This window comes from Pseudomonas bubulae, assembly GCF_900618535.1.
In the GTDB taxonomy this organism is placed as follows: domain Bacteria; phylum Pseudomonadota; class Gammaproteobacteria; order Pseudomonadales; family Pseudomonadaceae; genus Aquipseudomonas; species Aquipseudomonas bubulae.
Genome location: NZ_UYJA01000002.1, coordinates 115,877 through 128,180, shown reverse-complemented (window position 1 = coordinate 128,180; position 12,304 = coordinate 115,877). Strand labels below are relative to the sequence as shown.

Genomic DNA, 12,304 nt, shown 5'->3' with positions numbered 1-12,304 from the left:
GGGGCGCTCAAGCGCCCCGCTATCGTTATGGTCCTATGAAACTCGCTCCCGCCCAACTCGCCAAGCATCTGCAAGGCCCTCTTTCGCCCGTCTACATCATCAGCGGCGATGACCCGTTGTTGTGTCAGGAAACCGCCGACGCCATCCGCAGTACCGCCCGCAAGCAGGGTTTCGATGAGCGCCAGGTGTTCAGCGCCGACGCCAGCTTTGACTGGGGCACGCTGCTGCAAGCCGGTGCCAGCATGTCGCTGTTTGCCGAAAAGCGCCTGCTGGAACTGCGCCTGCCTTCGGGCAAGCCTGGCGACAAGGGTGCTGCGGCGTTGATCGAATACTGCTCGCGCCCTGCCGAAGACACCCTGCTGCTGATCAGCCTGCCCAAACTCGACGGCAGTGCGCAAAAGACCAAGTGGGGCAAGGCGCTGATTGAAGGGGCGCAAACCCAGTTCGTGCAGATCTGGCCGGTGGACGCCAACCAGTTGCCGCAATGGATTCGCCAGCGCTTGTCGCAGGCCGGGCTGTCGGCCACCCATGATGCGGTGGAACTGATAGCAGCCCGGGTCGAAGGCAATCTTCTGGCTGCTGCGCAGGAAATCGAAAAGCTCAAGTTAATGGCTGAAGACGGGCAAATCACTGTCGAAACCGTGCAAGCCGCAGTGGCTGACAGTGCGCGGTTTGATGTGTTTGGCCTGGTGGATGCGGTACTTAACGGCGAAGCTGCCCATGCTCTGCGTATGCTCGAAGGCTTGCGCGGTGAAGGCGTAGAGCCTCCTGTGATCTTGTGGGCCCTGGCGCGTGAGCTGCGGGTACTGGCCAATATTGCCCTGCAGTACAGCCAGGGCACGCCATTGGACAAGGCGTTCAGCCAGGCGCGACCACCGGTGTGGGACAAGCGCAAACCGTTGATGAGCAAAGCCTTGCAGCGTTATTCGGCGCAGCGCTGGGCACAATTGTTGTTGGACGCGCAGCGTATCGATGCCCAGATCAAGGGCCAGGCAGCAGGGTCTGCCTGGAGCAGCCTGAGTCGTCTGGTGCTGCTGATGTGCGGGCAACGCCTGAATCTGCCAGCTGAATAAACACTGCTTTCTGTGGGAGCGGGCTTGCTCGCGATACGGGCGTCGCGGCCTGACAGGCTGATAGCGTTGATGCTAACGCGAGCAAGCCCGCTCCCACCGATCACTATCCTGTGGACAATACGAAAAAACCGGCCGATGATTTGCGCTTGTTCAACTCAAGCGAGAGCACATGCCATGAGCAAGCGCCCCAACAAGGCCAAATCCATTGTTGCCCAACCCCTGTTCCGCAGCCGCCAGGAACGCCCCGCCAAAGGCAAAGGCAGCTACCGCCGCGAAGCCTTCCAGTCGAGAGACCGGGAGGCTTTTTACTTTCTGGCTGCCTGACGGCGGGGATGATAAGGTCTGCTTCTGTTTTGCATTACCTGGACCTGCGCATGCTCTCACGTCATACACGCCGTTGGCCGATGCGCCAACTGATCGCTGCTTCCAGCGTCATCCTTTTAGTCGCCTGCGCAGAGAAACCGACCGCAGCCGATGCTCAAACCTTGCCTGTGGTACCTCCGGCACCTGCGGTCATCAGCAGCGCGCCAGTGCCAGGCACCGACACCCCTCTTGTTCAGCCCACTCAAAGCTTCAGCGAATGGCAAGCCGATTTCCGCGCCCAGGCGCTTAAAGCCGGAATCAACCCGCTGGTATTCGATAACGCCTTTGCCGGCATTACGCCAGACATGAGCGTGATCAAGGCCGACCGCAGCCAGCCCGAATTCAGCCGCCCGGTCTGGGAGTACCTGGACGGTGCCCTGTCGCCTTTGCGTGTACGTAATGGCCAGCGTTTGCTGGAGCAGAATGCCGAACTGCTGGGCCGCATCGAGCAGCGTTATGGCGTTGATCGCCAGGCGCTGGTTTCGGTCTGGGGCATGGAAAGCAATTTTGGCTCGTTCCAGGGCAACAAGTCAGTCATTCGCTCCCTCGCGACCCTGGCCTATGAAGGGCGTCGCCCGGAGTTTGCTCAAAGCCAATTGATCGCTGCACTGAAGATCATTCAGGAAGGCGATATAAGCCCCGAGAAAATGCTCGGCTCGTGGGCGGGCGCAATGGGCCAGACCCAGTTCATCCCCACCACCTATGAAACCCACGCCGTGGATTTCGATGGTGATGGCCGTCGTGATATATGGAACAGCTCGGCAGATGCCCTGGCCTCGACTGCCCACTACCTGCAAAGTTCGGGCTGGAAGCAAGGCCAGCCGTGGGGCTTTGAAGTGACGCTACCTGCCGGGTTCGATTACGCCCTGGCAGATGGCGCAATCAAAAAGAGCGTTGCCGAATGGCAAAAACTGGGAGTCAAGGTACCTGCCAGCGCGGCAGGCTCAGAGCAGTTAAGCGCTGCCCTGCTGCTCCCTGCAGGCTATCGTGGCCCGGCGTTTCTGGTACTGGATAACTTCCGCGCCATCTTGCGTTACAACAACTCATCATCCTATGCACTGGCCGTGGGCTTGTTGTCGCAACGTTTCAACGGTGGCGGGACCATTTTGGCCGACTGGCCAAAAGACGACCGACCGCTGAGCCGCTCCGAGCGCGTCGAACTGCAAATGCTGCTGAGCCAGCGCAATTATGATGCGGGTAATGCAGACGGCATTATCGGCGCCAATACCCGCAAGGCTATTCGCAGCGCGCAGCAGGCCATGGGTTGGCCAGCAGACGGCTATCCGAGCCACAAGCTGCTGGAGAGTTTGCGTAATCGGTGAGGTTACTGCCCTCACCCCAACCCTCTCCCGAAGGGAGAGGGGGCCTGATTGGGGGATATTTCAGAATCGCTGCAGTCTGACAGTTGTGAGTTGAATCCTGCATCACTTCGGTCTGTCCCCTCTCCCTCCGGGAGAGGGTTAGGGTGAGGGGCTTTTGACCTTCACAACATCCTGCTCAAGCACCAACACTTGCAGATCCGCATCCAGCCTGACCTGCGCACCCATCGGCAAGGTCAGGTTCGGATCGCAATGCCCGCTGCGCCAACCGGCCAGCACCGGAATACCCAGACCGCCCAGCTCCTGGGTGAGCAACCGCTCCAGCGCCGCGACATCAACCCCGGCCACGTCCCCCACCAGCACTCCGCGCAACCTGTCGAGCTTGCCCGCCAGGCGCAAATGCGTCAGCAGACGGTCGACCCGGTACAACGGTTCGTTGACGTCTTCGATAAACAGGATGATGTCTTCGCTGTCCAGTTCAAACGCCGTGCCCATCACCGCGCAGATCATCGACAGATTGCCACCCAGCAAACGGCCACTGGCGCAGCCCGGGGCAATGGTCGTCAACGGCCAGGCCGCGGGATGCTCCAGCACGGGCGGCTGTTGCCCGCCGAGCATACGCAGCAATGAAGTTTCGGTAGGCGGTTGTTTGTTGCCCAGCAGATCAGCGTTCACCATTGGCCCGTGAAAGGTCACAAAGCCCGCGTAACGAGTGATCGCCAGATGCAGCGCGGTGATATCGCTATAGCCGACAAAAGGCTTGGGGTGAGAGCGTAGAAGCTCGAAATCGATACCATCAAGCAAACGCGGGCTGCCATAACCGCCACGCAGGCAGAAAATGGCATCGACGCTGTCATCGGCAAAAGCATCATGCAGGTCGCGTAAGCGCTCTGCATCAGAGCCGGCAAGATAACCCTCCCGCTGCCACACCCCCGGATATACCCGCAGCTGATAGCCACGGGCATGCATCCATTGGGTCGCGAGGTTCAGATCAAGTTCGGCAGGCCCTGCCGGAGCGATCAGGCCGATCACCCCGCCAGCGGGCAACGCGGGCACCGCGCTGTGAGCCTTGAAAGACACTGGCGCGGTGAGCCGGTTGTTCATGGGATCAGGCACTCACCAGCATGGACTTGACCAGCTTGGCCTGTTCATCAGCGTGGTACGAAGAACGTACCAGCGGACCGGATGCCACGTTTTTAAAGCCCATCTTGTAGCCTTCCTCGGCAAACCACGCGAAGGTGTCCGGGTGCACGAAACGCTGGACCGGCAAGTGGTTGCGCGACGGTTGCAGGTACTGACCCAGGGTCAGCATGTCGATGTCATGTTCGCGCATGCGCTTCATCACTTCGATCACTTCCTCGTCTGTCTCGCCCAGCCCCAGCATCAGGCCCGACTTGGTCGGAATGTGCGGCATCATCTGCTTGAAGCGTTGCAGCAGGGTCAGCGACCACTGGTAATCGGAGCCCGGACGCGCAGCCTTGTACAGGCGCGGCACAGTTTCGAGGTTGTGGTTGAACACGTCTGGCGGCTCGGCTGCGGTGATTTCAAGCGCAACATCCATGCGCCCACGGTAGTCCGGAACAAGTGTTTCGAGCAGCACGCCCGGCGACAGTTTGCGGATTTCGCGAATGCAGTCGGCAAAGTGCTGGGCACCACCGTCACGCAGGTCATCGCGGTCTACCGAGGTGATCACCACGTACTTCAGGCGCAGATCAGCGATGGCAATCGCCAGGCTTTCCGGCTCATTGGTGTCCAGTGGCTTCGGTCGGCCGTGGCCCACGTCACAGAACGGGCAACGACGGGTGCAGATGTCACCCATGATCATGAAGGTCGCGGTACCGCCCGAGAAGCATTCGCCCAGGTTCGGGCAGGAGGCTTCTTCGCACACGCTGTGCAGCTTGTGCTTACGCAGCAGGGACTTGATACGGTCGACTTCCGGAGAAACCGGAATGCGTACGCGAATCCAGTCAGGCTTCTTCGGCAGTTCGGTGGTCGGAATGATCTTTACCGGGATACGCGCAACCTTCTCGGCACCGCGCAACTTGACGCCGGTCTCAACCTTGGAACGGGCCTCGCTGGCGCGGGCCGCACGTTCTGAGATATCCAGCGTTGGGATCAGGGTTTGAACAGCGTCTTGCGCAGTAGTCATATCAATCGATTCCGCCCGTCAGGGTCGTCTGCTCAGCATAGTCGAGGTGTTTGACGAGCTGCGAGCGCAGCCGGGCACCAACCTCGGCAAATTCAATCGGCCCTGCATGGTCACGCAGCTGGGTCATCGCCAGCCCCGCATAGCCACAGGGGTTAATCCGTCGAAACGGTTCCAGGTCCATGTCCACATTCAGGGCCAGACCGTGGAAGGAGCAGCCATTGCGGATACGCAGGCCCAAAGAGGCGATTTTCGCGCCATCAACATACACGCCCGGCGCATCGGCCTTGGCTGCAGCGCTCACGCCATAGCTGGCGAGCAAGTCGATCAGGCACTGTTCCATCCGCGTGACCAGCTCACGTACGCCATAGCCCAGCCGGCGCACATCGAGCATCAGGTAGGCAACCAATTGGCCGGGGCCGTGGTAGGTCACCTGGCCACCGCGATCCGACTTCACCACCGGGATATCTCCCGGTAGCAGCAGATGCTCGGCCTTGCCTGCCTGGCCTTGGGTAAACACCGGCGGGTGCTGCACCAGCCAGACTTCGTCTTGCGTGTCCGGCACCAGCTTGCGCTCATCGGTAAAACGCTGCATCGCCAGCCAGGTGCGCTCGTAATCAAGCTGGCCCAGCTCACGAATACCCAAGACCTGCGACATCACAACACCATATGTACGAAGCCGGTGGCTCGCAATTCGCTGTTGATGTTGTAGAGCTGATCCTGATCAGTTGCCACGATATGCAGCTGGATCGTCGTGTACTTGCCGTTGGTGCTCTGGCGCTCATCGACACGATCATCGTTGACCGTCGCGTGTTTCTTGACGATATCGATGATTTTGTCCTTATTGCCCACACCCGTGTCGCTGATCACCTTAACCGGGTAATCCACGTTGGGGAATTCGATCTTTGGCGCCTTTACTTCGGTATCGCTCATGGCGTATTGGCCTCGTAAGCCCGGAACAACAAAGGTGGCCCCGCGCAGGGTAGGCGCGGGGTCACACAGGTGGGTGCAATCAGTTGAACAGCCCGTAGAAGAATAGACGGATGCTATCCCACACGCGTCGGAAAATACCACCTTCCTCGACGGGCTCAAGGGCGATCAGGTCAGCACTGTGCACAACCTTGTCGTCAAGTTTGACCTCAACCTTGCCGATCACATCGCCTTTGGCGATAGGGGCCATCAGTTGCGGGTTCATGGTCATGCTTGCAGCCAGCTTTTTCAGTTGGCCTTTTGGCAGGGTCATGGTCAGGTCATCCGCCAGGCCAGCCTTGACCTGGTTGGTGGTGCCTTTCCAGACCGGAGCCTGAGCCAGCTCGGTGCCCTTCTGGTAGAAGGTCTGGGTTTCGAAGAAACGGAAACCGTAGGTCAGCAGCTTCTGGGTCTCTGCAGCACGGGCCGCTTCACTGTTGGTGCCGAACACCACGGCGATCAGGCGCATGCCATCACGTACGGCCGAAGACACCATGCAATAGCCGGCTTCGTCGGTGTGACCGGTTTTCAGACCATCAACGGTTTTGTCGCGCCACAACAACAGGTTGCGGTTAGGCTGCTTGATACCGTTCCAGAAGAACTCTTTCTGCGAGTAGATCGCGTAGTGAGTCGGGTCTTCGTGGATGATGGCGCGAGCCAGCAACGACATGTCGTGAGCCGACGAGTAGTGATCCGGGTTCGGCAGGCCGGTCGGGTTCATGAAGTGGCTGTTGGACATGCCCAGCTCACCGGCGGTCTTGTTCATCATGTCGGCAAAAGCGTCTTCGCTGCCGGCAATGTGCTCGGACAGGGCGACGCTGGCGTCGTTACCCGACTGGATGATGATGCCATGCAGCAGGTCGCTGACCGAGACCTGGGTGCCGACCTTGATGAACATCCGCGAACCACCGGTGCGCCATGCGTTTTCGCTGACAGTTACCGGGTCGTTTTCGCCGATCTGGCCACGACGGATTTCCAGAGTCGCGATGTAAGCGGTCATCAGCTTGGTCAGGCTGGCTGGCGGCAGACGCTGGTCGCCGTTGTTCTCGACCAGCACGTTACCGCTGCTGGCATCCATCAGAACATAGGACTTGGCTGCAAGTTGTGGTGGCGACGGCATCATCTCGACTGCCCAGGCGGCAGGAGTGACGATCAGCGGTACTAGCAGGCACAGGCGTTTGGCAAAGGTGGTGATGTTCATCCGTCTCTCGAAGTTGTTAATGGAAACTTACCCTCGCGGGCAAAACTGTACAGGCAGTCGTTTGACTGACTGCCGCGTATTCAGTTGCAGTCCCGGCCCCTGGAAGGGCTTTTATTCTTGACCTCTGCAACTGCGTTTGGGCCCCGACTGCTCAGGGCCCAACGCTTTGTTCGGTGTTACTGATCCGACGTCACAACGCTCGGCTGGCCCAGATTGGCCAGGCGCACGCTGTTTTGTGTTTGTGCCACCTCACCCGCCGAGGCTATTGGCCCCATGCGTACACGGTGCAAGGTTTGCTGATTGCGCACAATCGAACTGATAAACACGGGGGTACTGACCATGCCACTGAGTTTGGAACGAAGCAACTCGGCAGCGTCCGGATTGGCAAAGGCACCGACCTGAAGGTAGGTACCCTGGCCCTTGGCCATTGGACTGACCGGAACCACATCGGCAGCATGCTGCTGTGCGGGCGGCGTCCATTGTTCAACCTTACCGGTGGACACGGTCGGGGCGGTGTTCTGGGCCACTTTCGGTTCGTTGAGCATCAGCGGCGCAGGGCGACCGCGCTGAGCCCACCAGGCCTGAGGGTCAATACCTTCAACCTTGACCCGGGCCGTACCGGTTTCGGCATAGCCGAGCTTTTTGGCAGCAGCGTAGGACAAGTCGATAATACGATCCGAATAAAACGGGCCACGGTCGTTGACGCGCAGGATCACGGCCTTGCCGTTATCCAGGTTGGTCACCTTGACGTAGCTGGGCAGCGGCAACGTCTTGTGCGCCGCGCTCATGCCGTACAGGTCATAGACCTCGCCATTGGCGGTGTTCTGGCCGTGAAACTTGGTGCCGTACCAGGACGCGGTGCCCGAGGCCACATAGGTCTTGGACTCTTGCATCGGGAAATAGGTCTTGCCCAGCACCGAGTACGGCGCCGCCTTGTAAGGCCCGGTGTGCAGGGTCGGCGTGGCGTCGGGGATGCGCGAAACGTCAACATCCCACCACGGCGCACCGTCCTTGTGGGCACGGTTGATATCCAGGCCCGGCTTGGAACTGACCGCGGTCGATGTTTGCGGGGGCGTCGAGCGACTGCTCGAGCAGCTCACCAGCAGCAACGCAACAGCGGCGCAGGCGGCGAGTTTCAAAGGTGTACGGGTCGCTAGAAACGGCATTACTTGTTGCCCCGTGCTTGAACCAGCAGATCGGACAGTTGATGCACTGCCATGGCGTACATCACGCTTCGGTTATAGCGTGTGATCGCATAAAAGTTTTTCAGGCCCATCCAGTATTCAGGGCCGTCGGCGCCTTCCAGACGAAACGCCGTGACCGGCATATCGTCGCGCAACGCATCATGACTCGACCAGCCCAGCGCTCGCAACTCCCCGACGGTCTTGACCGGTTCGATCCCCTGGGTCAGGCCTTCATCGGCGCGATCACCGGTCACATCGGCGCGAATCACCACCGGCTCACCGGCTACCCAGCCATGACGTTTGAAGTAGCTGGCAACGCTACCGATGGCATCGTCCGGGTTGCTCCAGATATTGATATGGCCATCACCGTCGAAATCCACGGCATAGGCGCGAAAGCTGCTCGGCATAAACTGCGGCAAGCCCATGGCTCCGGCATAGGAACCCTTCAGGGTCAGCGGGTCAACCTGTTCTTCGCGGCTCAGCAACAGGAACTCTCGCAGTTCCTTGCGGAAAAACTCGGCGCGAGGCGGGTAATCGAAACCCAGGGTCGACAAGGCATCGATCACGCGGTAGTTACCGGTGTTGCGACCATAAAAGGTTTCGACGCCGATAATCGACACAATCACCTGGGCCGGAACGCCATATTCCTGCTCGGCGCGGGCCAGTACGGCTTCGTGCTCACGCCAGAAATCTACACCGCGGGCGACGCGAGCGTCGGTCAAGAACATCGGGCCGTATTCTTTCCACTGCTTGACCCGTTCGGCCGGGCGCGAAATGGCGTCGAGGATGCTCTGCTTGCGCTCGGCTTCGCGGAACACGCCCATCAGCTGCTCGCCGGCAAATCCGTAATCACGGGTCATTTCGCCTACGAACTCAGCCACCTGGGGCGAGCCTTCGTAGTCACCGGCCAGCGCACCCTGTGCGGTCCCGAACAGACCCAGCAGGCCTACCCACGACGCGTATCGAGCAGCCCAGCCACGCATTGCTTGCATTGAATAATTCACCTTAATCAAACTTGTGCGATCCACTTGCGATGTGTGTGGATCGACATCAAAACCCCGAACGCTGATAACAGCGTCACGAGCGAAGTGCCGCCGTAACTGATAAAGGGCAATGGCACGCCCACCACCGGCAGCAGGCCACTGACCATACCGATGTTGACGAAAACATAAACAAAAAACGTCATGGTCAGACTGCCTGCCAGCAATTTGCCGAACAGGGTCTGGGCCTGGGCAGTGATCACCAGGCCACGACCAATCAACAACAGATAAATAAGCAGCAGCGCGCAAATGCCGACCAGACCGAACTCTTCGCCCATCACCGCGATGATGAAGTCGGTATGGCTCTCGGGCAGGAAGTCCAGGTGCGACTGGGTACCCAGTAGCCAGCCCTTGCCGTACACCCCGCCCGAACCAATCGCGGCCTTGGACTGGATAATGTTCCAGCCAGTGCCCAGCGGGTCGCTTTCAGGGTCGAGGAAGGTCAGCACGCGCTGCTTCTGATAGTCGTGCATCACGAAGATCCACATGGCCACCGCCACTGGAACCGTCGCTGCCAGTACGCTGAGGATCCAGCGCCAGCGCAGACCGCCCATGAACAATACAAATGCACCGCCTGCCAGTACCAGCAGCGCCGTACCCAGGTCGGGCTGGCGCACAATCAGGGCAAAAGGCACCCCGATAAGCATCAGGCTGACCGCCACATGCTTGAGTTGCGGCGGCAAGGTTCGCTTGGACAGGTACCAGGCGATGGTCGCGGGCATCAGGATTTTCATGAACTCGGAGGGCTGAAAGCGAATCACCCCGGGGATATTGATCCAGCGAGTGGCGCCCATGGCGTTGTGGCCCATGACATCCACCACCACCAGCAACATCACCCCGATCAGATAGCCGATCGGTACCCAGCGTGCCATGAATCGCGGTTCCAGCTGGGCGATGATAAACATCGATACCAGCCCGATACCGAACGAAGTCGCCTGTTTGCTCAGCAAGTCCCAGCTTTTGCCGCTGGCCGAATACAGTACAAACAGGCTGCCAGCCGCCAGGGTCAGCAGCAGAATCAGCAGCGGGCCATCGATATGCAAACGCTGAAGCAGCGTGGCACGGCGACGCATCACGTCCTCACTGGAGAGGATGCGGTCAAAATTACTCATCATTGGCCGGAACCTCTGCCTTTACGGGGCCGCCGTACTCGGGTTTGAGTTTGCCGTCTTCACCCAGCAACCAGGCATCCATGACCTTGCGCACCACGGGCGAGGCGACACGACTGCCGGCTTCGCCGTTTTCAATCATCACCGAGACGGTGATCTGCGGGTTGTTGGCCGGCGCGAAGCCGACGAACAAGGCGTGGTCGCGGTGACGCTCCTGCACCTTGGAACGGTCGTATTTTTCGCCCTGCTTGATCGCCACCACCTGGGCCGTACCGCTCTTGCCGGCAATCAGGTATTGCGCGCCAACGCCCGCCACCCGCGCCGTGCCGCGAGCGCCATGCACCACTTGCTGCATGCCGTGGTTGACCTTGGCCCAGTTGGACGGGTCACGCAGGACAATATCCGGCACCGGGTCCGGGTCCACCGGCGGTACGCCCTCGATGGTCTTGGCCAGGTGCGGACGGATCCACTTGCCTTTGCTGGCGATCAACGCGGTGGCCTGGGCCAGTTGCAAGGGGGTGGACTGCATATAGCCCTGGCCAATCCCCAGAATCAGCGTCTCGCCCGGGAACCAGGCCTGGCGTCGGGTGGCACGTTTCCACTCGCGGGACGGCATCAGCCCGGCGGACTCTTCGAACATGTCCAGCGAGACCTTGCGGCCGATACCGAACTGGTTCATGTAGCTCGACAGACGGTCAATCCCCAGCTTGTGGGCCAGATCATAAAAATAGGTGTCGTTGGAGCGCATGATTGCGGTATCCAGATCGACGTAGCCATCACCGGTACGGTTCCAGTTACGGTATTTGTGATCGTAATTGGGCAGCTGGTAATAGCCGGGGTCATACACCCGCGAGGAGCCGGTGATCACGCCGCTGTCCAGGCCGGCAATCGCCACTGCAGGCTTGATCGTCGAGCCCGGCGGATACAGGCCGCGCAGGATGCGGTTGAACAATGGTCGGTCTATCGAATCACGCAGCTCGGCATAGGCCTTGAAGCTGATGCCGGTCACGAACAGATTGGGGTCAAAACTCGGCTGGCTGACCATGGCCAGCACTTCCCCCGTCATCGGGTTGAGTGCCACCACTGCACCACGACGCCCTGCCAGCGCCTCTTCAGCTGCTTCCTGCAGTTTGATATCGAGGCTGAGCACGATGTCCTTGCCAGGGATCGGGTCGGTGCGCTTGAGTACTCGCAACACGCGGCCACGGGCATTGGTTTCGACTTCTTCGTAACCCACCTGGCCATGCAGCTCGGCTTCGTAGAAACGCTCGATGCCGGTTTTGCCGATATGGTGGGTGCCGCTGTAATTGACCGGATCGAGGGTTTTAAGCTCTTTTTCGTTGATCCGCCCCATGTAACCCACCGAGTGCGCAAAATGCGCGCCTTGAGGGTAATGCCGCACCAGTTGCGCAACCACTTCAACCCCGGGCAGGCGGAACTGGTTTACGGCAATCCGGGCGATCTGTTCTTCGTTGAGCTCAAACAGAATGGGCACCGGCTCAAACGGCCGCCGCCCCTGCTTCATGCGCTTTTCGAACAGGGCGCGATCCTCGGGCGCAAGCTGCAACACTTCAACAATAACGTCGAGCACTTGCTGCCAGTCACCAGAGCGTTCGCGGGTCATGCTCAGGCTGAAGCTGGGGCGGTTGTCTGCGATCACCACGCCATTACGGTCAAAAATCAGACCGCGGGTAGGCGGGATCGGCTGCACATGCACCCGGTTGTTCTCTGACAAGGTGGAGTGGTAGTCGTACTGCACCACCTGCAGGTAATAAAGCCGCGCGAGCAGCACACAAATCAGCGTCACGACCACAATCGCACCGACCACGACTCGTCCGCGCACAAGGCGTGCGTCTTTCTCGTGGTCTTTAAGGCGGATCGGCTGAGTCATTCAGAGCGC

Annotated in this window: 12 protein-coding genes; 3 read left to right on the top strand and 9 right to left on the bottom strand. The window is 59.8% G+C overall.

Going from position 1 to position 12,304, the window contains the following annotated elements:
* Window positions 1-35: 35 nt before the first annotated feature.
* From holA to PPTH39_RS07240, 3 genes are all read left to right on the top strand, one after another.
* The gene (holA, locus tag PPTH39_RS07255; RefSeq protein ID WP_094999429.1) at window positions 36-1,073 is read left to right on the top strand and encodes a DNA polymerase III subunit delta; all 1,038 of its coding nucleotides are present in this window, start codon (window positions 36-38) and stop codon (window positions 1,071-1,073) included.
* A 174-nt stretch (window positions 1,074-1,247) separates the two neighbouring features.
* On the top strand, window positions 1,248-1,397 hold the full coding sequence (arfA, locus tag PPTH39_RS07245) for an alternative ribosome rescue factor ArfA (RefSeq protein WP_003444166.1): 150 nt from the start codon (window positions 1,248-1,250) through the stop codon (window positions 1,395-1,397).
* Between the two features lie 50 nt (window positions 1,398-1,447).
* The gene (locus tag PPTH39_RS07240; RefSeq protein ID WP_095020953.1) at window positions 1,448-2,758 is read left to right on the top strand and encodes a lytic murein transglycosylase; all 1,311 of its coding nucleotides are present in this window, start codon (window positions 1,448-1,450) and stop codon (window positions 2,756-2,758) included.
* A gap of 138 nt (window positions 2,759-2,896) precedes the next feature.
* Here PPTH39_RS07240 and PPTH39_RS07235 read toward each other — a convergent pair whose 3' ends face one another.
* The 9 genes from PPTH39_RS07235 to mrdA all read right to left on the bottom strand — a co-directional run bounded on the left by PPTH39_RS07235 (window position 2,897) and on the right by mrdA (window position 12,295).
* A complete protein-coding gene (locus PPTH39_RS07235) occupies window positions 2,897-3,859 on the bottom strand; it encodes a S66 peptidase family protein (RefSeq protein WP_130871818.1) in 963 nt (320 codons plus the stop codon).
* A 4-nt stretch (window positions 3,860-3,863) separates the two neighbouring features.
* The gene (lipA, locus tag PPTH39_RS07230; protein ID WP_094999432.1) at window positions 3,864-4,904 is read right to left on the bottom strand and encodes a lipoyl synthase; all 1,041 of its coding nucleotides are present in this window, start codon (window positions 4,902-4,904) and stop codon (window positions 3,864-3,866) included.
* Between the two features lies 1 nt (window position 4,905).
* Window positions 4,906-5,559 (bottom strand): lipoyl(octanoyl) transferase LipB, encoded by a 654-nt coding sequence (gene lipB, locus PPTH39_RS07225; RefSeq protein ID WP_094999433.1) that lies wholly within the window; start codon window positions 5,557-5,559, stop codon window positions 4,906-4,908.
* On the bottom strand, window positions 5,559-5,834 hold the full coding sequence (locus PPTH39_RS07220; RefSeq protein ID WP_016779266.1) for a DUF493 domain-containing protein: 276 nt from the start codon (window positions 5,832-5,834) through the stop codon (window positions 5,559-5,561). Before PPTH39_RS07220 ends, lipB begins: the two co-directional genes overlap by 1 nt.
* A 79-nt stretch (window positions 5,835-5,913) precedes the next feature.
* The gene (locus PPTH39_RS07215) at window positions 5,914-7,071 is read right to left on the bottom strand and encodes a D-alanyl-D-alanine carboxypeptidase family protein (protein WP_094999434.1); all 1,158 of its coding nucleotides are present in this window, start codon (window positions 7,069-7,071) and stop codon (window positions 5,914-5,916) included.
* A gap of 176 nt (window positions 7,072-7,247) precedes the next feature.
* Complete coding sequence (locus tag PPTH39_RS07210) at window positions 7,248-8,237, bottom strand: septal ring lytic transglycosylase RlpA family protein (protein WP_094999435.1); 990 nt, start codon at window positions 8,235-8,237, stop codon at window positions 7,248-7,250.
* A complete protein-coding gene (mltB, locus tag PPTH39_RS07205) occupies window positions 8,237-9,247 on the bottom strand; it encodes a lytic murein transglycosylase B (protein ID WP_094999436.1) in 1,011 nt (336 codons plus the stop codon). Before mltB ends, PPTH39_RS07210 begins: the two co-directional genes overlap by 1 nt.
* A 17-nt stretch (window positions 9,248-9,264) precedes the next feature.
* A complete protein-coding gene (rodA, locus tag PPTH39_RS07200; RefSeq protein WP_165446508.1) occupies window positions 9,265-10,368 on the bottom strand; it encodes a rod shape-determining protein RodA in 1,104 nt (367 codons plus the stop codon).
* Between the two features lie 31 nt (window positions 10,369-10,399).
* Window positions 10,400-12,295 carry a penicillin-binding protein 2 gene (gene mrdA, locus PPTH39_RS07195; protein ID WP_095023459.1) on the bottom strand — a complete coding sequence of 632 codons (1,896 nt, stop codon included), beginning with the start codon at window positions 12,293-12,295 and terminating at the stop codon, window positions 10,400-10,402.
* Window positions 12,296-12,304: the final 9 nt, after the last annotated feature.